Annotated in this window: 16 protein-coding genes; 9 read left to right on the top strand and 7 right to left on the bottom strand. The window is 71.3% G+C overall.

Features of this window, described 5'->3' with window-relative positions:
• The first annotated feature begins 4 nt into the window (after nucleotides 1-4).
• On the top strand, nucleotides 5-982 hold the full coding sequence (locus ACLBXX_RS16560) for an ABC transporter ATP-binding protein (RefSeq protein WP_447658958.1): 978 nt from the start codon (nucleotides 5-7) through the stop codon (nucleotides 980-982).
• 119 nt (nucleotides 983-1,101) lie between these two features.
• The gene (locus ACLBXX_RS16555; RefSeq protein ID WP_387145266.1) at nucleotides 1,102-1,839 is read left to right on the top strand and encodes an ABC transporter ATP-binding protein; all 738 of its coding nucleotides are present in this window, start codon (nucleotides 1,102-1,104) and stop codon (nucleotides 1,837-1,839) included.
• 303 nt (nucleotides 1,840-2,142) lie between these two features.
• On the opposite strand, the gene ACLBXX_RS16550 is transcribed toward ACLBXX_RS16555, so the two are convergent.
• Entirely contained in the window at nucleotides 2,143-3,423 is a 1,281-nt protein-coding gene (locus ACLBXX_RS16550; protein WP_447658937.1) for an ABC transporter substrate-binding protein, read from the bottom strand.
• A gap of 310 nt (nucleotides 3,424-3,733) precedes the next feature.
• On the opposite strand from ACLBXX_RS16550, the gene ACLBXX_RS16545 reads away from it, so the two are divergent.
• The 3 genes from ACLBXX_RS16545 to ACLBXX_RS16535 all read left to right on the top strand — a co-directional run bounded on the left by ACLBXX_RS16545 (nucleotide 3,734) and on the right by ACLBXX_RS16535 (nucleotide 6,713).
• Nucleotides 3,734-3,943: a heavy-metal-associated domain-containing protein gene (locus ACLBXX_RS16545; protein WP_310288591.1), complete on the top strand. Its 210-nt coding sequence runs from the start codon at nucleotides 3,734-3,736 to the stop codon at nucleotides 3,941-3,943.
• A gap of 107 nt (nucleotides 3,944-4,050) precedes the next feature.
• Nucleotides 4,051-6,366: a heavy metal translocating P-type ATPase gene (locus tag ACLBXX_RS16540; protein ID WP_447658957.1), complete on the top strand. Its 2,316-nt coding sequence runs from the start codon at nucleotides 4,051-4,053 to the stop codon at nucleotides 6,364-6,366.
• Nucleotides 6,367-6,377: 11 nt separating this feature from the next.
• On the top strand, nucleotides 6,378-6,713 hold the full coding sequence (locus ACLBXX_RS16535; RefSeq protein WP_447658936.1) for a metal-sensitive transcriptional regulator: 336 nt from the start codon (nucleotides 6,378-6,380) through the stop codon (nucleotides 6,711-6,713).
• Between the two features lie 3 nt (nucleotides 6,714-6,716).
• Here ACLBXX_RS16535 and rarD read toward each other — a convergent pair whose 3' ends face one another.
• Nucleotides 6,717-7,631, bottom strand: coding sequence for an EamA family transporter RarD (rarD, locus tag ACLBXX_RS16530; protein ID WP_447658956.1), 915 nt, complete (start codon nucleotides 7,629-7,631; stop codon nucleotides 6,717-6,719).
• 260 nt (nucleotides 7,632-7,891) lie between these two features.
• The gene (groES, locus tag ACLBXX_RS16525; protein WP_045275440.1) at nucleotides 7,892-8,188 is read right to left on the bottom strand and encodes a co-chaperone GroES; all 297 of its coding nucleotides are present in this window, start codon (nucleotides 8,186-8,188) and stop codon (nucleotides 7,892-7,894) included.
• 412 nt (nucleotides 8,189-8,600) lie between these two features.
• On the opposite strand from groES, the gene ACLBXX_RS16520 reads away from it, so the two are divergent.
• From ACLBXX_RS16520 to ACLBXX_RS16510, 3 genes are all read left to right on the top strand, one after another.
• Complete coding sequence (locus ACLBXX_RS16520) at nucleotides 8,601-10,475, top strand: Hsp70 family protein (protein WP_447658935.1); 1,875 nt, start codon at nucleotides 8,601-8,603, stop codon at nucleotides 10,473-10,475.
• 33 nt (nucleotides 10,476-10,508) lie between these two features.
• Nucleotides 10,509-13,145, top strand: a complete 2,637-nt coding sequence (locus ACLBXX_RS16515; RefSeq protein WP_447658934.1) for a LuxR C-terminal-related transcriptional regulator — start codon at nucleotides 10,509-10,511, stop codon at nucleotides 13,143-13,145.
• A gap of 109 nt (nucleotides 13,146-13,254) precedes the next feature.
• Nucleotides 13,255-14,112 (top strand): IniB N-terminal domain-containing protein, encoded by an 858-nt coding sequence (locus tag ACLBXX_RS16510; protein WP_447658933.1) that lies wholly within the window; start codon nucleotides 13,255-13,257, stop codon nucleotides 14,110-14,112.
• A 467-nt stretch (nucleotides 14,113-14,579) separates the two neighbouring features.
• Here ACLBXX_RS16510 and ACLBXX_RS16505 read toward each other — a convergent pair whose 3' ends face one another.
• The 4 genes from ACLBXX_RS16505 to ACLBXX_RS16490 all read right to left on the bottom strand — a co-directional run bounded on the left by ACLBXX_RS16505 (nucleotide 14,580) and on the right by ACLBXX_RS16490 (nucleotide 19,838).
• Nucleotides 14,580-16,208, bottom strand: a complete 1,629-nt coding sequence (locus ACLBXX_RS16505) for a dynamin family protein (protein WP_447658932.1) — start codon at nucleotides 16,206-16,208, stop codon at nucleotides 14,580-14,582.
• Nucleotides 16,205-18,145 carry a dynamin family protein gene (locus ACLBXX_RS16500; RefSeq protein WP_447658931.1) on the bottom strand — a complete coding sequence of 647 codons (1,941 nt, stop codon included), beginning with the start codon at nucleotides 18,143-18,145 and terminating at the stop codon, nucleotides 16,205-16,207. The genes ACLBXX_RS16505 and ACLBXX_RS16500 overlap by 4 nt, the downstream gene beginning before the upstream one ends.
• Nucleotides 18,146-18,249: 104 nt before the next feature.
• Nucleotides 18,250-18,486: a hypothetical protein gene (locus tag ACLBXX_RS16495; RefSeq protein WP_447658930.1), complete on the bottom strand. Its 237-nt coding sequence runs from the start codon at nucleotides 18,484-18,486 to the stop codon at nucleotides 18,250-18,252.
• A gap of 122 nt (nucleotides 18,487-18,608) precedes the next feature.
• Nucleotides 18,609-19,838 (bottom strand): hypothetical protein, encoded by a 1,230-nt coding sequence (locus ACLBXX_RS16490; RefSeq protein ID WP_447658929.1) that lies wholly within the window; start codon nucleotides 19,836-19,838, stop codon nucleotides 18,609-18,611.
• A 184-nt stretch (nucleotides 19,839-20,022) separates the two neighbouring features.
• Here ACLBXX_RS16490 and ACLBXX_RS16485 point away from each other — a divergent pair, with 184 nt between their 5' ends.
• Nucleotides 20,023-21,210, top strand: a complete 1,188-nt coding sequence (locus ACLBXX_RS16485) for a THUMP-like domain-containing protein (RefSeq protein WP_447658928.1) — start codon at nucleotides 20,023-20,025, stop codon at nucleotides 21,208-21,210.

The raw sequence follows: 21,210 nt of genomic DNA, 5'->3' as shown, positions 1-21,210 counted from the left end.
GCCGGTGGTCCCGGTCACGACCGCGACCGGCAGCATCCGTCGCCCGAAGACCACGGGTCTCGCGAAGGGCGATGCCGTCCCCGGCGTCGCGAAGAACGATCCGATCCTCGTCATCGACGACGTCACCCGCCGCTTCGGCGGCCTGACCGCCGTCGACGTCGAGCACCTCGAGATCCCGCGGAACGCGATCACGGCTCTCATCGGCCCGAACGGCGCCGGCAAGACGACGCTCTTCAACCTGCTGTGCGGCTTCGACAAGCCGAACTCGGGAACGTGGAGCTTCGACGGGCAGAACCTGTCGGGCATCCCGTCGTTCAAGGTCGCCCGCATGGGTCAGGTCCGCACGTTCCAGCTCACCAAGGCCCTGTCGCTGCTCACGGTGCTCGAGAACATGAAGCTCGGCGCCACCGGCCAGCGAGGCGAGAGCCTGTTCGCCAGCATCGTCCCGGCGATCTGGCGCAAACAGGACAACGACATCGAAGACAAGGCGATGGAGCTGCTCACGCGGTTCAAGCTCGACGCCAAGTCCGATGACTATGCGGCATCGCTCTCGGGTGGCCAGCGCAAGCTCCTCGAGATGGCGCGCGCCCTCATGAGCGACCCGACGCTGGTGATGCTCGACGAGCCCATGGCCGGCGTCAACCCGGCACTCACCGAGTCGCTGCTCGACCACATCCTCGACCTCAAGGACCTCGGCATGACCGTGCTCTTCGTCGAGCACGACATGCACATGGTGCGCCACATCGCCGACTGGGTCGTCGTCATGGCCGAGGGCAAGGTCGTGGCCGAAGGCCCGCCCGACACCGTCATGCAGGACGCAGCGGTGATCGACGCCTACCTCGGAAGCCACCAGGACGTCGACCTCGGTGTCGTGACCGGGCGCGTGGCCGGCGAACTCGACGCGTCGGCGGAGGAGCTGCTCGAGGAGATCAAGGAGGCCGAGGAGGCCTCGATCGCCGAGGCCGAGGAGGAGAACAAGTGACCGACCCTTCGACAAGCTCAGGGACCGGGTCCGGCTCAGGGACCGAGTCCGGCTCGGGCAATGGGGCCGGCTCCGGCAATGGGGCCGGCACCGCACCCGCCGGCGGCACCGCCACCGAGATCAAGAGCGACCGCATCGTCGTCGAGGTCAAGGACCTCACCGCCGGCTACCTGCCGGGCATCAACATCATCAACGGGGCCAACCTCGTCGCCCGCAAGGGCGAGCTGATCGGCATCATCGGCCCGAACGGCGCCGGAAAGTCGACGCTGCTGAAGTCGATCTTCGGCATGGTCAAGGTGCGCGGCGGCGAGATCACGGTCGACGGCACCAGCGTCGTCGGCCTCAAGTCCGACAAGCTCGTGCAGCGCGGCGTCGGCTTCGTGCCGCAGACGAACAACGTCTTCCCCTCGCTCACCATCGAGGAGAACCTGCAGATGGGGCTCTACCAGCGCCCCAAGGCGTACGCCGAGCGGCTCGACTTCGTCACAGGGATCTTCGCCGAGCTCGGCAAGCGCCTCAAGCAGCGCGCGGGCTCGCTCTCGGGCGGTGAGCGCCAGATGGTGGCGATGTCGCGCGCGCTCATGATGAACCCGTCCGTGCTGCTCCTCGACGAGCCCTCAGCCGGCCTGTCGCCCGTCCGCCAGGACGACGCCTTCATCCGCGTCTCCGACATCAACAAGGCCGGCGTGACCACGATCATGGTCGAGCAGAACGCCCGCCGCTGCCTGCAGATCTGCGACCGCGGCTACGTCCTCGACCAGGGCCGCGACGCCTACGAGGGCACCGGGCGCGAGCTGCTCAGCGACCCCAAGGTCATCGGCCTCTACCTCGGCAGCCTCGGCGCCGACGGGGCCTGACCCGCTACAACTCATAAGAAGGAGGGGACCGGATGCTGCAGCATCCGGTCCCCTCCTTCTTCTCTGTCCGCGCGGGGCCGAGCCCGCCGTCGACCCGCCCTCCGCGCTGAGACCCCAGTGGCGGGCCGAGACCTCGGGGAATCCCCACGGTCTCGTCCGCCGACTGTCGTCTCACGGATGAAGGAGGTGTCGCGGCCGCCCATGCCCGGAGCGCCCCCTGGCCTCGGCGAGGGCGCAGGGCACACGCCGGGAACGCGACAGGGCCCCGGATCGCTCCGGGGCCCTGCGCTGCGTCAGCCTGTTTTACAGGTCGATGCGGGTGTAGAGGTTGTCGGCACCGTACTGGAAGACACCGATGGTGGCCTCGGTCGGGTCGCCGTTCTCGTCGAACGTGATCGGGCCCGAGAAGCCGTCGTAGTCCGCGACGCCGCCGCCGAGGATGATGTCGGCGCAGTCGGCGAAGTTGTCGCACTTCTCGCCGTCACCCGAGCCGCCCGAGACCTCCTGCAGCTTGCCGGCGATGTCGGCCGGGTCGGTGGAGTTCGCGGCCAGCGACGCGAGCGCGAGCAGCACGACGGCGTCGTAGGCCTCGTTGGCGTACGAGAAGTCGGTCAGCTCGGGGTTGCCCTCGCCGGTCCACCACTCGTTGAGGCGTCCCTGGAACTCGGTGTCGGGAGCCGGACCCGCGGGGGTCGTGCCCTTCGCACCCTCCATGCTCACGCCGGCCGGCCACTTCTCGTCCGAACCGAAGTTCTTCAGGTTGCCGTCGACGAGGTACAGGTTCTCGGCGGGGTAGCCTGCGGCGAGGAGCGCCGGGCCGATCGTGTAGATCTCGTCGAACGTGATCAGCGCGATGGCGTCGGGGTTCGAGGCAAGGATCGCGGAGATCTGCGCGTCGAAGTTCGTGTCACCGGTGTTGTAGGACTGCTCGGCGACGATCTCGCCGCCCGAGCTCGTGAAGGTGTCCTGGAACACCTTGTTGAGGCCGGTGCCGTACGAGTCGTTCTGGTACAGGACCGCGACGTTCTCGTGGCCGTCCTCGGCGACGAGGTTGCCGAGCACTTCACCCTGGAGCGTGTCGGCCGGGGCCGTGCGCCAGTAGAGGTTGTTGTCGTCCCACGTGGTGAAGTCCAGCGAGGTGTTCGCCGGGGAGAACGTGATGATGCCGGCCGCGACGGCGTCGTCGAGGAAGAGCTTCGTCACGCCCGAGGACGCGGCGCCGATGGCGGCCGAGACCTTCTCGGAGATCAGCTTCTGGATGGTGGTGGCGTACGCCTTGTTGTCGGTGTCGCCGGAGTCGCCCCAGACGATGTCGGGGATCGTGATGCCCTTGGCGGCGTCGTTGATGTCGGCGGCAGCCAGGCCGACGCCGGCCTCCTCGGGCGGTCCGAGGAACGCGAGCGTGCCCGTCTGGGGCAGGATCGTGCCGATCTTCATGGTGAGGTCGCGCTCCTCCGTGGGCGGAGTGGTTTCGCTGCTCCCACCGCCGCCGCCGGAACAACCGGCGAGGACGAGGGCGCTGGCGCCGATGAGCGCGATGCCACCGAGGACGGTGGTCGTGCGCGAGCGGGTGAAGACGCTCATGTTGCTCCTTGCTGTGCGATTACAACGGGAACGGCTCGGGCGCCGACCCAGTGCACTAAACCTAATCGCCGTCAAGCGTCGGCAATGTTGCCTTTCGTTAACGATCTGTAACAGCTTGAAAACCGTGATCGGACCGTAATTCTGGACGCTCGCCGGGTTGCCCTGCTGTGGATAACTCGTCACCCTGTTCGCGCACTGCGCCGGGGCGGAATCCCGGTCCGGCGCCGGCCGCCCATACCCCTTGCGGGTATACACTGGAGCGATCGGGTACCCCTCAGGGGTATCCCCCACGATCCATAGAGGAGAAGTCATGGCTGAGGCCGAGTACACGGTGACGGGAATGAGCTGCGGGCACTGCGAGGCGTCCGTGCGCGGCGAGGTGTCGAAGCTCGATGGCGTCCAGGACGTCCAGGTGAGCGCGGCCGCCGGCACGCTCCGGATCGTCTCCGCCGCCGAGCTCGCCGACGACGCCGTCATCGCAGCCGTCGACGAGGCCGGCTACAGCGCGGTCCGCGCATGAGTGTCCCCACGCCCCCTCCAGACGCCGCTAGCGCGTCGCCCGGAGCCTCCGGGCGCGTGGGCCCAGCCTCGATCCCCGCCGCCCGGTTCGAACTCGAGATCGGCGGGATGACGTGCGCGTCGTGCGCCGCGCGGATCGAGAAGCGGCTGAACCGGATGGACGGGGTCGAGGCATCCGTCAACTACGCCACCGAGAAGGCGTTCGTCACCGCTCCCGCGGGACTCGACCCGCAGGAGCTCATCCAGGAGGTGGAGAAGACCGGCTACACCGCCGCACTCCCCGCGCCGCCGGCCGCCGAGCCCGGCACCGAAGAGCCCGCCGACCCCGAGCTCACGAGCCTGAGGCAGCGACTCATCGGGTCGATCGTGCTGTCGGTGCCGGTGATCCTTCTGGCGATGATCCCGGCGCTGCAGTTCACCTACTGGCAGTGGGCGTCACTGGCGCTCGCGGCGCCGGTGGTGGTGTGGGGTGCGTGGCCGTTCCACCGTGCCGCCTGGATCAACCTGCGCCACGGCGCGGCCACGATGGACACGCTGATCTCGCTCGGCGTCTCTGCGGCGTTCCTGTGGTCGCTGTACGCGCTGTTCTTCGGCCACGCGGGCATGCCGGGCATGACCCACACCTTCGAGTGGTCCGTCACCCCGCAGGACGGCGCGGGCGACATCTACCTCGAGGTCGCCGCCGGCGTCACGACGTTCGTGCTCGCGGGCCGATACTTCGAGCAGCGGTCGAAGCGCCGGGCGGGTGCCGCACTGCGCGCCCTGCTCGAGATCGGCGCGAAGGACGTCGCGGTGCTGCGTCCCTCCGGCGACGGCGTCGCCGAGGTGCGCGTGCCGGTCGCCGACCTCCGCGTCGGCGAGGAGTTCGTCGTGCGGCCCGGCGAGAAGATCGCCACCGACGGCGTCGTGACCTCCGGCACCTCCGCCGTCGACGCCTCGATGGTGACGGGCGAATCGATCCCCGTGGAGGTCTCCCCCGGCGACGCGGTCGTCGGTGCCACCGTCAACGCGGGCGGCCGGCTGGTCGTGCGCGCGACGCGCGTCGGCGACGACACGCAGCTCGCCCAGATGGCGCGGCTCGTCGAAGACGCCCAGTCGGGCAAGGCCAAGGTGCAGCGCCTGGCCGATCGCATCTCGGGCGTGTTCGTCCCGATCGTGCTGCTGATCTCGCTCGGCACGCTCGTGGCCTGGCTGCTCTCCGGCGCCCCGGCTTCCATGGCCTTCACCGCGGCCGTCGCGGTGCTCATCATCGCGTGCCCGTGCGCGCTGGGGCTCGCCACCCCCACCGCCCTGCTCGTCGGCACCGGCCGGGGCGCGCAGCTCGGCATCCTCATCAAGGGGCCCGAGGTGCTCGAGTCCACGCGAACGGTCGACACGGTCGTGCTCGACAAGACCGGCACCGTCACGAGCGGACGCATGTCGCTCATCGACGTCGTGGTGGCCGGGTCAGTCGATCCGCACACGAACGAGGCGTCCGCGGCCCGCGCCGAGCTGCTGCGTCTCGCGGGCGCTCTGGAGCACGCCTCCGAGCACCCGATCGCGCAGGCGATCGCCCGCGCCGCGACCGCCGAAGCCGGAGACCTGCCGCCGGTCGAGTCGTTCCAGAGCGTGCCCGGCAAGGGCGTCTCGGGCGTCGTCGAGGGGCACGCGGTGCTCGTCGGCCGCGAGGCCCTGCTCGCCGACTGGGCGCTGACCCTCCCCGACGACCTCGCCGTCGCGAAGGCCGCCGCCGAGGCGCTGGGCCGCACCCCGGTCCTCGCCGCCTGGGACGGCGCGGTGCACGGCCTCCTCGTCGTCGCCGACCAGGTCAAGCCCACCAGCCGCGAGGCGGTGCGGCAGCTCAAGGCCCTCGGCCTCGCGCCCGTGCTCCTCACGGGAGACAACGCCGCCGCGGCACAGGCCATCGCCGACGAGGTCGGCATCGAGCGCGTGATCGCCGAGGTGCTTCCGCAGGACAAGGTCGCCGTCGTGACCGAGCTCCAGAACGAGGGCCGCGTCGTCGCGATGGTCGGCGACGGCGTGAACGACGCCGCCGCCCTCGCACAGGCCGACCTCGGCCTCGCGATGGGAACCGGGACGGATGCGGCGATCGAGGCGTCCGACATCACCCTCGTCCGCGGGGACCTGCGCAGCGCGGCCGACGCGATCCGACTCTCGCGCGCGACCCTCGGCACGATCAAGGTCAACCTGTTCTGGGCCTTCGCGTACAACGTCGCCGCGATCCCGTTGGCGGCGCTGGGCCTCTTGAACCCTATGATCGCCGGAGCGGCGATGGCGTTCTCGAGCGTTTTCGTCGTGGGCAACAGCCTGCGCCTGCGTCGCTTCCAAAGCCAATCCCGGCCCCAGGGCCGTTCCCGGCCCCGAGGCCGTTCCCGGTCCCTGAGCCCGTCGAAGGGCCGCAGCCTCTCGACCGCTCACCGTTGAAGGAGTCCGACATGACCGACACCGCTCTCGAGCACTCCGCTGAGCACACGCACGCCGGCGATCACGCCCACCACGGCTACATCACCGACAAGGACAAGTACCTCAATCGCCTGAAGCGCATCGAGGGGCAGGCCCGCGGCATCCACAAGATGGTCGAGGACGAGAAGTACTGCATCGACATCCTCACGCAGATCAGCGCGCTGACCTCCGCACTCGAAGCCGTCGCCGTGGGTCTGCTGGACGACCACCTGCGCCACTGCGTGGTGGATGCCGCCCGCCTGGGCGGCGCCGAGGCCGACGCCAAGATCACCGAGGCCACGCAGGCCATCGCCCGCCTGGTGCGCTGAGCGTCAGGCCGCGACCCGGCTGCGGCGGGCGTGGATGAGCGAATCGACCGTGAGGACGACGAGCGCCACCCACACCAGGCCGAAGCCGATCCAGCGCTCGAGCGGCATCGGCTCGCCGAGCCAGAGCCAGCCCACGAGGAACTGCAGGACCGGCGCGACGAACTGCAGCAGCCCGATGGTCGTGAGCGAGACGCGGCGCGCACCCGCGGCGAAGAGCAGCAGCGGCACCGCGGTGATGACACCGGTCAGGCTGAGGAGCAGCGTGTGCTGCCAGCCGTCCGCGCCCATCGTGAGCCCCTCGGTCGCGCCGACGATCACGAGCACGACGACTGCGATCGGCGTGAGCCACAGCGTCTCGAGGGTCAGCCCGCTCACGGCGTCGACCGACGGGCCGACCTTCTTCTTCACGAGGCCGTAGACGCCGAAGGACGCTGCGAGCGTGAGTGCGATCCACGGGAAGGCGCGGTAGCCGATCACGATCACCGCGACCGCCGCCGCGGCGATGCCTATGGCGACCCACTGCGTCGGCCGCAGCCGCTCGCGCAGCACGAGCACGGCGAGCAGCACCGTCGCGATCGGGTTGATGAAGTAGCCCAGGCTGGTCTCGATCACGTGACCGTTCAAGGCCCCGTAGATGAACACCTGCCAGTTGACGTAGATCAAGAGGCCCGCGACCACCGTGAGGCCGAGCACCCTCGGCTGCCGGAAGATCCCCGCGAGTCGCGGCCACGTGCGGGTCACCGTGAGCAGGAGCGCGCAGAAGACCAGTGAGAGCAGGATGCGCCACGCCACGATCTCCCACGGCCCGGTGGGCGCGAGGAGCAGGAAGTACAGCGGCAGGAAGCCCCACAGCAGGTACGCGGAGAACGTGAAGACCCCGCCGAGCCGGCGCTCCCGGGCCTCGGCCGCATCGGACACAGCACTGCGGGTCCCGGTGGTGACGCCCAGGTCGAGCGCCGTCGAGTCGTCGAGTCCGTCCACCACGTCGCGATCGGGAAGGGAAGACTGCTCGTGACTCACCGAGTCAGCCTACGCCCGCCCCGTCGCGGCACGGCCCGCAGGCCAAGGGCCGCGGCATCCGGTTTCCGTCGTCCGTCACGCGATTCCGACCAGCGCGGACGACGAAAGGGCCGGATGCCGAAGCATCCGACCCTTTCGGTACGCGCAGTGCGCGGAACTCAGCGAACGACGACCGCGAGGACGTCGCGAGCCGACAGGACGAGGAACTCGTCGCCGCCGAACTTGACCTCGGTCCCGCCGTACTTGCTGTAGATCACGCGGTCGCCGACGGCGACGTCGAGCGGGATGCGGTTGCCGTTGTCGTCGATACGACCCGGGCCCACCGCCACGACCTCGCCCTCCTGGGGCTTCTCCTTGGCGGTGTCGGGGATGACCAGACCGCTGGACGTGGTCTGCTCAGCCTCGACCTGCTTGATGACGATGCGGTCCTCGAGCGGCTTGATGGAAACCGACACGGTCTACCTCTTCTTTCTTGAGACTAAGACTCGTTAGCACTCTGACGTTGAGAGTGCTTACGTCAGTCTAGGCAACCGGCTGGCACTCATGCAACGTGAGTGCCAATGAGTCGTCACACGGATGCTGCGCCCCGCCGTTGCGCCGAACCGGACACCGATTCGCACGCGGATGTATCAGAACCGCGCCGGGCGACTCCGTGAATGTGTCTTCGTTTTGCGGGCATCCCCTCGCGCTCGACTGTCTGCGGTGGTAGACCAGTCGCGGGGGGAGACTCGTCCTGAACTCTTTGGGGGAGTTTCAGCGATGGTTTCGCATGAGTACGCACTCGCGGTCGATGTCGGCACGAGCAGAACGGCCGCCGCGACGGCCCGAACCGGATCCAGCGGCCAAGCGACGGTCACACCTGTGCCGTTGGGCCGAAGAGGCGACAACGTCGCCTCCGTCGCCTTCGTCACGGACGACGGAGACCTCCTGTTCGCCGACGCCGGCGAGCGCCGCGGCCTGAGTCAGCCCGAACGCCTCATCCGCGAGTTCAAACGCGGCGTGGGCGACGACGTCCCGATCGCGGTGGGGGGACGCTCGCTCAGATCCGAGGACCTCTTCGCGCGCGCCTTCGCCGCGGTCGTGCAGACCGTGACCGAGCGCGAGGGCGCTCCCCCGGCGGCGATCGCGCTGACGCATCCGACGGCGTGGGGACCGCACCGGCTCGCCCTGGTCACGCAATCGCTCGGCGGTCTCGGCATCCGCGACGTCGAGCTCATCCCCGAGCCGGAGGCCGCGGCCCGCCACTACGGCGCGACGCACCCGCTCGCTGTCGGCCAGGCGCTGGCGGTCTACGACCTGGGCGGCGGGACGTTCGACGCCGTCGTCCTCCAGCAGGGTGCCGGGTCGTCGTTCGCGGTGCGCGGCGAGGCCGCAGGCATCGACGACCTCGGCGGCGCCGACTTCGACGACGCCGTGCTGCGCCACGCGCTCACGGTCTCGGGCCTCGCGGCGAGCGCGCTGTCACTCGACGACGCGGACACCCGCCTCGCCCTGCAGCAGCTGCGACGCGACTGCGTCGAGGCGAAGGAGGCACTCTCCTTCGACTCGGATGCCGTGATCCCGGTGTTCGTCGGAGGCGCACGTTCGAGCATCCGGGTGACGCGGGCCGAGTTCGAGGCGATGATCGAGCCGGCGCTGGAGCGCACGGTGGACGCCCTGGAGCGGACGATCGACTCGGCGGATCTCGCGCCCGGTCAGCTCGCGGCGCTCGTGCTCATCGGCGGCTCGTCGCGCATCCCGCTGGTCGCTCAGCGACTGTCCGAGAGATTCGACCGTCCCGTGGCGATCGATGCCGATCCGAAGGCGTCCATCTCGCTCGGCGCCGCGCGCACGGCGCTCGCACGCCTCGAGGAGCGCGCGCTCGCCGTCGTTCCGGAGACGCCGGCGACGTTCGACGACCTCGTGTCGCAGGCCGCACGCGGGCTCGATCTGCTTCCGCCGCGCGCAGTCGGTGCCGCAGCGCGACCGGAGCACGCGGCGAAGCGCGGACTGTCGCTGCTGATCAGCGCCGCCGCGGTGGCGGTGGCGGGCGGGCTCGTCTTCGCCGGCACGATGGCCGCCGGGTCGCTCGCCGACGCGGACGACCCGCGCCCAGCGCCCAGCAGCACCGCGGACGAGGAGGAGCCGTCGTCGGCCCCGCCCGCCGCGCTGCCGAAGGCGGCACCGGTGTCGGCCGCGGCGCCCCTCACCGAGCACGCCGCCGCGCCGGTCGAGGAGAAGACCACCACGCCCGCGCCGAAGACGGCGAACCCCCGCAAGGCGACCGCGACCAAGGCGATGGCGGAGTCGGACGCACGCACCCCCGCCACCAGCCCGAGCCAGGCCGCGAAGGCCGCGTCGCCGTCGTCGGGCTCCGGTTCGGGATCGGGCTCAGGGTCCGGTTCGGGGTCGGGCTCGGGGTCGGGCTCGAACTCCGCGTCGACCAGCCCTTCGACGAGCACCACTCCCGGCGGGTCGACGGCGGACGATCCACCCACCGGCCCGCCGCCGAGCGATCCGCCGTCCGATCCGACGCCGACGGATCCGCCCGCCGATCCCACTCCGTCCGACCCGCCCGCGGACCCGACGCCCAGCGACCCGCCCGCGGATCCGACGCCGACCGACCCGCCGGCGGACCCCACCCCGACCGATCCGCCCGCGGACCCGCCCGCGGATCCGGCCCCGAGCGACCCTCCCCCCGATCCCGCCCCGAGCGAGCCCGCCCCGACCCCCGAACCAACGGACGTGCCGATCCCGCAGTGAGCGGGAGAGACACACGACACGCAAGGGTTCGACATGCTTCTCGCGACAGATCGCCCGGCCACCACGGCCGCTCGCAGTGGTGCACCCGGCCTCCCCCGGCGCCTCCGGCCCGTCGTGGACGCGCTGGCCTCACGGGCGGGGCGCGCACCGCGTGCGCTGGTGGTGGGCACGGCAGGCTCCGGCAAGACCGCGCTGCTGCAGCGCCTGCAGGACGCCCTCGCCGCCGGCGAGCGCGACGTCGCGGCGATGCCGGACACCGCGGGTGAGATCGTCCGTCTTCCCGCGGCGCACGTGCTCCTCGTCGACGACCTGCACCTGCTGCGACCGGAATTGCTCGCCGCGGTGCGCCGTCGGGCCGACGACCCCGACGCGGGTCTCATCGTCGCGAGCAGGCCCTGGCCGACGACGGATGCCACCGTCACCATCGCGCGCCTGCTCGAGCACACGCAGCCCGCGATCGTCCTGGGGCACGTCTCGCGCTCGGACGTGCTCGATGATCTGGAGACACGCCGGCTGTCGATCCCGACGGCGTGCGTGGACCGCATCCTCGAGGTCACGGACGGGGTCTCGTGGCTCGTCGCCGAGGCCATCGCCGCCCACGACGAGCGCGACTGCGTCGACGACGCCTCCCATCGTGCGCTGTCGCGCGTGCTCGACGACCGCGTCGCGCACCGGCTCGAGACCGTCGACGGCGACATCCGCACCTTCGTCGAGCGCCGCTGCCTCGTCGCGGCCCACGGCCATTCGCCGGCGGACGACGAGAGGGATGACGAACTCGCCCTCCGCGCCTACGCGGAGGGGCTGCTGCTACGCGGCGGACGCGCGGCGCCGGCGGTGCGCTCGGCCGTGCGGTCCGCGGCGTCGGCGCAGACCATCGCCCTGCTGACGGCGGAGCTCGGCGACGGCCTCACCCTCGCCGTCGCGAGCGACGACCCGGACTACGCCGCGATGCTGTCGCGCCTGCACACACCCGGGCTCGGTGCCGCGCTGGCCGACCAGGGCGACCGGCTGCTCGAGACCCACCCTGAGCGGGCACGCGAGCTGTACCAGGCGGCCTGGGATGCCGGTCTTCAGACGACGGCGGTTCTCGAACGCCGCGCGCAGGCGGCCTGGGCCGTCGGCGATCTCGACGAGGCGTCAGTCCTCACCGAAGCCGCGCGCACCCGGGCGGGCGAAGAGCCCGGCACCGGCGACGCGGGTGCCCCCGAGCATGCCGAGCCCCTCACCGACCTCGCCGCGGCCGTCTGGGCCGCACGGGGCATGCTCACCCAGAGCGCTGCGACCTACCGCGCGATGCCACCCCAGACCGCGACCGCATCGGCCCGCGCGACCATCGCGGCGCTGGGCGTCGGCGACGGCGCCGCCCTCGCCGCCGCGAAGACGGAGCCCGACGGGCTCCCCGCCATGCCGTCGACCCTCGGCACCGCGATGAGCCTCGTCGACCGGGGCGTCCGCGCGACGCTCGCCGCCGACGCGACGGACACGGTGCTCGTCGACCTCATCCGGGCGTCCGAGATGTACACGTCCGCACGCACGTCGGCGCCGATCGCCGAGCCGCCCGCGGTGATCGCCGCGATCGTCGCGCTCAACCTCGGCGACACCGTCACGGCGCAGTCCGTCGTCGACGATGCGATCGCGGGCGGGCACGGCGGGCAGTGGGCGCGCCCGCGGCTCCTGCTGTGGCGCGCGTGGATCGCCGTGCAGCGCGTGCGCCCGCACGACGCACGCCTCGCGCTGGCGCAGGCCGAAACCCAGCCGGGCGCGCGCTCGCCCCGCGACCGGCTCCTCGCGCGGGCGGTGGAGGTGGCGCTCGCGCGCCGATACGGCGACGCCGCCGATCTCGCCGCTGCCTGGCGCTCGGCCCACACCGCGCTCCTCCGCGTCGACGTGGACGCCTTCCTCTTCCTGCCCCTGACCGAGCTCGTGTGCGCGGCCGCGAAGACCGGCGACGCCGATCGCGCCGCGCAGGCCCTGGAGCGGGCTCTGGAGGTCGCGGACGGGCTCGGGGGGTCGCCGCTGTGGACGGCGGCCGTGCGATGGGCGGGCGTGCAGCGCAGCATCCTTCTCGGTCGTCCGGATGAGCTGATCCCGCACGCGCACGCCCTCGTCGCCGCCGGCCACCACAGCGCCGTGGCGGCAGCGATGGCGAAGGCGGGCCGCATCTGGACGTCGGTGCTCGCGGGCACCGTCGACCCCGACGCCGTGGAAGCGGCCGCCCAGCAGCTCGCCTCGTACGGAATGGCATGGGATGCTGCGCGCCTGGCCGGTCACGGAGCCGCACGCTCGACGGATCGGCGCGTGAGCGCGCGGCTGCTGGCCCGGGCACGGGAGCTGCATCCGATCGAGCTGGAGCGGACCACGGCGCCCGCGTCCGGCGAGCCCGCCGCACGCGCCGAGAGCGACGCGTCGCCGGCCGCCGAGGTGCTCAGCGAGCGCGAGCGCGAAGTCGCGCGGCTCGTGCTGCAGGGCAAGACCTACGCAGAGATCGGCGAGGCCATCTTCATCTCGCCGCGCACCGCCGAGCACCACATCGCGCACATCCGCCGCCGCCTGGGCGCGACGTCGCGCTCGGACGTGATCGCGAAGCTGCGCCTGCTCATGAGCGAAACCGCCACGACGGCGGACGCTCCGGACACCGAGACCGACGCGGACCCCCATCGGGCCGCGTGACGCCATAGGGGTTAGCCCCGATGCCGACCCCACGACATCTGAATACCGTGAGCAAGACGTTCAGTATTGCGGACACCTGTGCCGCAACCACCCGACGCTGGAGGGGACCATGACTACGCCGATCGAGACGGTCGCGGATGCGCTGATCGCGTTCATCCTGAGCCTGCTGCGCGATCCGAACGCGGTGGAGGAGTTCAACGACGACCCCGGCGCCGCGATGGCCGCACGGGGACTGCAGGGCGCCTGTGCCGCCGACGTGCGCAGCGTGGCGCCCGTCATCGTCGACCACCCCTCGGTGGCGCCGCGGCCGGCGTCGAATCAGCACAGCGTCGCGAGGGACACCGTCCCAGAACCCTCCACTCACACGACCGACACCGAGACGATCCGCGAGATCTCGCGCATCATCAACCAGTTCACGACGATCGACGCGCGCTCGACCATCGTCGACCAGTCCACGAATCAGAACATCTGGACGCAGGGCGGTGACGTGACCCAGATCTTCGACCAGAGCGCGGTCATCGCCGCGGGCGACGGATCCGTGGCCGCGGGCGACGACGTCCTCGTCGACGAGTCTGAGACGACGATCGGCGTCGGCGACGTCGCGGTCGGCAACACCACCGGCAGCCACAACACCACTGCGACCGGCGACGCCGACGACGAGGCCGACGCACCCGTCGACGCCGATGCGACCGACGGCGACGGGGCGGAGTCGGATGCCGCAGCATCCGTCCTCGCGGATCCCGCGCTCGACGACGGCCTGTCGCAGGTGACCGACGCGGTGGACACGGCAGCGGATGCCGCTGCCACCGCGGCGACGGACGCACCGGCGCCCGCCGAGCCCGCACCGGCGGAGGACGCGGCACCGCTCATGGCGGACATGACGGACACGTCGGGCGTGGACGCCGCGGAGCCGCTGACGCCGCCTGAGCCCGAGGCATATCCCGACGAGCCGCTCGAGGATCAATGAGCAATCCGGCCGTGACCGACCCGACGACTCCTCCGCCCGGCGCGCCCGCGGCGTCGTCCTCGCCGGCCTCCGGTCCGGCGCGGCCCGCGCCGGAGCGCCCACCTGTCGCGCGACCGAGCACGGCGCCGGTGATCGTGAAGCTGACGCCGCCGTTCTCGGTGAGGCTGAGCCAGTTCTGCTGGATCCTGAGCTTCGCGGTCGGCGCGTTCGCGATCGTCTACATGTTCGTGATCCGCGAGACGCAGCTGCCCCTGATGGCCGATGTCGTGCGTGGCGTCACGGAGGGCCGGAGCGACGAGACCTACACGACGGCGGCCGACATCATCTTCTGGTCGGTGTTCGGCACGCTGGTGGCGCTGTTGCTGACCCAGGTCACGCTGCTCGTGTCATTCATGAGCCGCAAGCCTCATGTGCGGTGGTGGCAGCTGGGCACCCTGCTGCTGCAGGCGATCGTGGTGCTGCTGGCGTCAGAGGTCGTCGCGATCGGCGAGCGCGGCGAGCCGCTCTTTCCCGTGCTCGCCGGACAATGCGGACTCGTCGCGCTCGCTCTGCTCATCAGCGCGCTCCCCCGAGCGATCGCCTGGTCCGCCCGGCGTCACGACGTCCGCCACGGTGCCGACCCCCCCACCCTCGGGGATTTCTGACACGATCGCCTCCAGGCTGCGGATCACGACGCGGCACACCGCGACCGCGGCGCGGTCGGTGAGCGGCGAGTCGCTCAGCCGCCGCCAGTGGTCGAGCTGCGCGAGGGCGCGCTGTCGCACGGCCTCCGCTCCCGCGTCCTCCGGGAGCCCCAACCGCGTCGTCGCTGGCGTCCCATCGCCGCCGATGATCGCGACGGCCTGCGCCGCGTCGGGTCCCGCGAGCGGCAGCCCCTCGGCGCGGGCCGTCGCGAGCAGCGAGAGCTCGCGCAGGGCGTGGGCGCCGGCCGACAGCCGCTCGATGCCGGCGCGGATGACGACGGCACCGGCGACCGGGCGCTCGTCGATGAGCCGCTCGAGCCCGAGGAGCACACCGCGGACCTTGAGCGTCGCCTCGCGGGTGCGGAACTGATCGCGGACGAACTGCTGCAGCGGGATGAGGCCGCTCTGCTCGACCAGCTCGCGCGACAGGTCGGACGAAGAACGCGCCCCTCCCCGGATGAGCGCGGTCGCCAGCCGCACGCCGAAGATGCCGAACCGCTCCAGCAGGGCGGTGCGCTCGTCGGCGCCGAGGGTCGTGAGCGCGGTGTCGCGGACGAACCGGTCCGCCGACACCAGGAGCCGCTCCCGGTCGGCCCGCTCGAGAGCGGCAAGCTCCCGGAACGCGGCGTACTCCCGTTCGCGCAGTGTGCGCGCCCCCTCAGCGAGGAGCCCGGCGACGGGGATCACCCCCAGGAGCAGCGACGCGAGCGAACTGTCCCGCGCGTAGCGCCGCGCGACCTTCCCCGCTGAGAGGAGGGAATCGATGCGGCCCGACCCGATCTCGTCGGCGCGCGACAGCACGCCGACGGCGCAGATCGTCTGTGCGGCGCCCGCGGCGGTGTCGCGGAACGCCTCCAGGAACTTCACGTCCGACGGATGCAGATGGCGGAGGAGGTAGACGACGGCGTCCGCTCCGGAGGCGGACTCCTCGGGCGCGAGGAAGGTCGCCGCGCGCGCGGAGGTCGAGGCCGACAGCGACGCGATGCCGGGGGTGTCGATGAGGATCACCGATTTCAAGGCATCCAACGGCCATCCGACGTCGATCCACGAGACGTCCTCCGCGGCGGTGTCGCCGAGGTCCAGGACGAGGCGGCCGTCATCGCGACGCACGGGCATCCGACGGGTCTCTCCGGTCCGCAGGTGCAGCGTGATCGTCGGTGTCATCGAGTAGCGGTACCAGGTGACGACCTTCGTGCACTCGCCGGCATCGGTGGGGGCGATCTGCTCGCCCAGCATCGCGTTGAGGAGCGTCGACTTGCCCGCCTTGACCATGCCGGCGAGCGCGAGCCGCAGGGGCTCGGCGAGACGCCGGTCGAGCTCGTCGAGCACGCCCAGCGCGGTCGCATCGCCGCCGTACGCGTCACGTGCCTCGGCCAGCAGCGCCCGTGCGTCCTCCCGCATCGACGTGCTCACCGGTCGGCCGCCGCGGGCTGCGGCTCGTGCGGCGAAGCCGCCGGCGTCACAGCCGGCCGCGGGGGCGCGGGTGTCACCGCCCGCGTCTCCCCCTTCGGCAGCGGAGGGATCGCCTTGCCGAAGGTCTCGAGACGCCCGAGCTGTGCGCGCAGCTGGGCGACGCGCTCGTCGCGCTGCGAGGTGTAGGTGACCGCGGACTGCTTCGCCGCGTTGAGGGCGTCGGTCAGTGACCGGTGCAGCTCGTCGGCGATGGCGCCGAAGTGGTCGCGTCCCGCGCGCTGGACGAGCCGCAGGCGGTCCTTGAGCTGCTTGCCGACCTGGAAGCTGACTTCGTCGATGTACCGGCGCACGAGGGTCTTCGCCTCGTGCTGCCGGCGCGACAGCCGCGCCGACATGTCTTCGCGGTAGGCGCGGCGCCCGACGAGCACACCCGCCAGCAGGGAGAACGGGTTGATGAGCGACAGCCCGACGAGGCCCGTGGCGAGCCCCACCATGAGCACCCCGCCGTACGAGCCGCGCACGCCGATGTATATGCGCTCGGCGGCGTTCATGCGTCCGGGGTCGAGGCCGGCGAGCTCTTCGACCGGATCCATCACGCCCCGCGTGTCGCCCACGTCGATGTGCGGCAACGAGAGCTCCCCCTCGGCGAAGAGCTGCGCGACCTCCTCCGACAGCCACTTGGAGCGTTCGTCGGTCCAGACGAAGGTCTCCGACACCGCCGCGACCACGCGCTGGCTCAGCCACTCCGAGAACTGGTCCCAGATGGGCCCGGGGTCGCCGTCCTCGATCGCGTTCTCGGCCTCGCGCTGAACCTTGCGCAGCCGATCGCGCAGATCGTGCTCCATGTCGGCGATGAGGTCGGCGATGCCGTCGGTCAGGGTCACCTGCCATCGCGCCGAGCGGCTGCGGAACTCGTCGGCGCGCGCCTTCGCCTCCTCGAGCCGGGCGATCATCTGCGGCGTGCCCTCGGGGTTGAGGATCGTGCTCAGCTCGGTGCGCAGCGACATCGCGAGCTGCTCGACGACCGAGGTCAGATCGTGCACCGCGCTGCGCTCGTGGATCAGCTCCGCCTGGGCGAGCACGTCGCGCCTCAGGTGCGCGACGAGCGCCGGGAAGCCCGATTCGTCGTTGAGCGTGCCGTCCTGCAGTTCCGCGGCGAGCAGGCGCAAGTCGCTGGAGACGGAGTAGAGCGGCACATCGCCGATTCCCTCGAGGTGCCCCTTGTCGATTGACTCGATCTCACGCCACGACGGGTAGAGGTCGGTCTTGGCGAGCACCGCGGCGACGTTCGGCGAGATGCGCATCGCGTGCTTGAGCAGCTGCATCTCGGGCTCGGTGTACTCCTGCGACGCATCCGAGACGAGCAGCACCGCGTGCGCCGTCGACAGCGCCGACAGCGTGCTGAGGGCGTTGAACGACTCGAGGCCGCCGACACCGGGCGAATCGACGAGCTTGAGCCCGCCCTTGAGGATCTCGCGCGGCAGCAGCACCTCCGCCGACACGATCCGGCGTTCGTTGCCCGGGTTGCCGCGTTCGGAGACGTACTCGGCCACGGATGAGAGGGGGATGGTGCGCCGTTCGACCGCGTCCGCGGCATCCGTCTCCCTGATGAGCACGGATGCCGACGGCTCCGCCGCGTAGCCGACGGAGGTCGACACGCTCGTCGCGATGTCGTCGTCGACGGGGCAGGCGGGGGCGTTGACCAGGGCGTTGATGAGCTTGCTCTTGCCCTGCTTGAACTCGCCGACGATGATGACGCGCACATCCGGGTCGAGCAGGCGCGCCCGGGTCTGCTCGAGACGGCGGAACAGGTCGGCCCGCCCGGTCTCGGACGCGATCTTCTCGACGCCGGAGGCGACCTCGATGAGGTCGGAGGTGCGGCGGGCGGCGGGCGCGAGAGCACCGGGGCGGTCTGCGGGGTCGGCAGTCGCGGCCATCGTGGCCTCCTCAGGGTCGCGTGTGTCAGCGCCCCTCCCCTCCCCCATGCTGGCAGAGGGAGCGAAGGGATGCACCGGGTGCGGTTGCGGCCGATCCGGTGCGCTCAGAAGGGAAGGTCGTCGCCGCCGTCGGCCGGCGTGTCCGGCCCCCAGAGAAGGTCGGCATCCCAATCCGAGGCGTCGACGTCGGCGATCTCGGCAGAGAACGGGTCGGTCGAGTCCGCGAACGCGGAATCCGCGAACGGGTCCGGCGCTGCGTCCGCGGCGCTCGACCAGTCGTCGGGCTCTGTGGGCACGGAGTCGTCGGGCGTCGGGTCACCGGGGATCCGCCAGTCCGACATGACCTGCACCTCCCTCGCGCCGCTCCGACTCTAGCCCGAGCCCGATTCCCGGGGCATCCCCCGGCGTGCGACGTGCCCGGCCGCCGGTGTGGGGGCGGCCGGGCCTGTCGCTCGGGTGTGACTCAGAGATCGAGATCGAAGTCGTTCGCGTCAGCGCCAGGGCTGAGCAGGTTCACGTCTTCGACGTCGACGTCCACCGAGTGGTCGTCTTCCCAAGAGTTGTCGACCGAGTTGTCGTTGAAGGCGTCGCTGACGTCGACCGTCCAGTTGTCGGAGTAGTCGTAGTCGTCGTTGTACGAGTCGGTCGTGTTGCCGATGTTGACGTCGCCGACGTTCACCTCGAACGAGGAGTTGTCGATGTTGACGTCTCCGCCGGCTGCGGCCGACCCGTCGCCCGAGGCGACGACGTTGTCGTTGCTGAACACCTGCGTGACGTTTCCACCGGTCGCCCAGCCACCGGCTGCGCCGGTGTCGCCGGCCGCGCCGCCCGATCCCGCACCACCCGTGCCCGCGCCGCCGCCAGCGCCGGTGCCGGCGCCTCCTGCCGCGCCCGTGCCTGAGCCGCCCGTGCCATTGGCTTCGGCGTTCGCGTCCGCGCCGAGGCCGACCGTTGCCGTCGCGGTTCCGCCCGAGCCCGAACCGCCCGTGCCCGCACCGCCTGCCGCGCCCGTGCCCGAGCCGCCTGAGCCCCCAGTGCCCAGGCCGCCCGTGCCGGACCCGCCGTCGGCGCCGATCGCCCACGCAGCTCCACCCGAACCCGACGCCGTCGTGATGTTCTGGTTGACGGAGTTGTCGACGTTCGTCGAGCGGTTGTCGATCGACAGGTTGAACGCGCCGCCGCCGTCGTCGAGGGCCGCGAAGCCCGCGCCGCCACCGCCGCCGCCGTCACCGGTCGAGCCGATGATGTTGAGGTCCTCGAAGCCGACGTTGTACTGCCGCACGCCGGCGTTGACCGAGAAGTCGTTGGCCGAGTCGTGGACCGACTTGTCGTTGAAGGCGTCCTCGATGTCGACGTCGATGTGGGTCGAGTTGTCCGAGTTGTCGGAATTGTCGGAGTTGTCCGAGTTGTCCGAGTTGTCCGAGTTGTCGGAGTTGTCGCTGTTGTCCGAGTTGTCGCTGTTGTCGGAGTTGTCCGAGTTGTCGCTGTTGTCCGAGTTGTCGGAGTTGTCGCTGTTGTCCGAGTTGTCCGAGTTGTCGGAGTTGTCGCTGTTGTCCGAGTTGTCGTTGAACGAGTCGGAGATGCCGACCCCGATGTCGGTCGAGTTGTCGTTGTTCGAGAGGAGATCGTTGTTCGACAGGATGTCGTCCGTGACGGTCTGGATCCCCAGCAGGTTGTTGTTGTCGTCGGCCATGATCTTCCTTCTCTCAGAGTGCCGAAAAACCGCTTCCAGATGAGTGTCCCGAGGCGGGCGAACCCGCACATCGGGGGTGTTCCCGGGGCTTGCCCCCGATGAGAGGGGGATTCGGATGGGGGTTCCGGGGGGAGCTGCGGGGTCAGCGGTGCCCGCGCGGGCGCCCGCGCCGTAGGCTCGGCGGGTGGAACTCTCCGAACTCGAAGCGCTCCTGACGCCCGAGGGCCTGCGCCTGCTCGACGCGATGCCGCCGGTGGACTCCTCCGACGACGTCGCGCGCACCGTGACGCGGCTGCGCCGCGACGGCCACTCCCCCGACCTGGTCTCGGCGGTCGTCGGCCAGGCACGCCTCCGCACGCGCGCGCGGGCGAAGTTCGCCGATCTGGCGGAACGGATGCTGTTCACCCGCGCCGGGCTCGAACAGGCGACGCGCCTCGGTATCGCGGCCCGCCATGCGGCGCGGTTCCGCGACGCGGGCTTCACACGGGTCGCCGACCTCGGCTGCGGCATCGGCGGGGACGCCCTCGGCCTCGCCGGGCTCGGCCTGCGCGTGACGGCGGTCGACGCCGACGAGGTGACCGCCGGCATCGCCGCCTACAACCTCGCGCCGTTCGGCGCGGATGCCGAGGTGCGTCTCGGCACCGCGGAGGACACCGACCTCGACGGCATCGAAGCCGTGTGGCTCGATCCGGCACGCCGCACCGCCGGGCACTCCGAGACCGCGCGCACGCGCCCGGAGGACTGGTCGCCCTCGCTCGACTGGGTCTTCGACCTCGCGCGTCGCATGCCCGTCGGCGTGAAGCTCGGTCCCGGCCTCGATCGCGACCTCATCCCCGACGAGGTCGAGGCCCAGTGGGTGAGCGCGGACGGCGCCACGGTCGAGCTCGTGCTGTGGTCGGGCGCGCTCGCGCGCCCCGGCGTGCGCCGCGCTGCGCTCGTCATCCGCGGCGACCAGGCTCACGAGCTGACGGCGGAGACGGATGCTGCGGACGAACCCGCCCGCGAACTCGGCGCCTTCCTGCACGAGCCCGACGGCGCCGTCATCCGCGCGCGCCTGATCGGCGACGTCGCACGCACCCTCGAGGCGGGGATGCTCGACGAGCACATCGCCTACCTCACCTCCGACGCCGCCCTCACGTCGCCATTCGTCTCGACGTTCCGCGTGCGGGAGGTGCTGCCCGCTGACGAGAAGGCGCTCGGCAAGGCGCTGCGCGAGCGCGACATCGGCCGACTCGAGATCAAGAAGCGGGGCGTGGACGTCGACCCCGCCGCCCTCCGCACCCGCCTGAAGCTCCGCGGCTCGGCGGCCGCGACCCTCCTCCTCACGCGGATCGGCACCCGCCGCACCGCGATCCTCGCCGACCGCGTCTGA

It is taken from the genome of Microbacterium sp. C23T, from assembly GCF_053345975.1.
This window is presented reverse-complemented; position numbering and strand designations above follow the sequence as displayed.

Coding starts and splice junctions, on each gene's coding strand:
- ACLBXX_RS16535 (WP_447658936.1), top strand. CDS start 6,378: ATGACCGACACCGCTCTCGAGCACTCCGCTGAGCACACGCACGCCGGC.
- ACLBXX_RS16540 (WP_447658957.1), top strand. CDS start 4,051: ATGACGTGCGCGTCGTGCGCCGCGCGGATCGAGAAGCGGCTGAACCGG.
- ACLBXX_RS16515 (WP_447658934.1), top strand. CDS start 10,509: ATGCTTCTCGCGACAGATCGCCCGGCCACCACGGCCGCTCGCAGTGGT.
- ACLBXX_RS16545 (WP_310288591.1), top strand. CDS start 3,734: ATGGCTGAGGCCGAGTACACGGTGACGGGAATGAGCTGCGGGCACTGC.
- ACLBXX_RS16510 (WP_447658933.1), top strand. CDS start 13,255: ATGACTACGCCGATCGAGACGGTCGCGGATGCGCTGATCGCGTTCATC.
- ACLBXX_RS16550 (WP_447658937.1), bottom strand. CDS start 3,423: ATGAGCGTCTTCACCCGCTCGCGCACGACCACCGTCCTCGGTGGCATC.
- ACLBXX_RS16495 (WP_447658930.1), bottom strand. CDS start 18,486: ATGTCGGACTGGCGGATCCCCGGTGACCCGACGCCCGACGACTCCGTG.
- ACLBXX_RS16500 (WP_447658931.1), bottom strand. CDS start 18,145: ATGGCCGCGACTGCCGACCCCGCAGACCGCCCCGGTGCTCTCGCGCCC.
- ACLBXX_RS16490 (WP_447658929.1), bottom strand. CDS start 19,838: ATGGCCGACGACAACAACAACCTGCTGGGGATCCAGACCGTCACGGAC.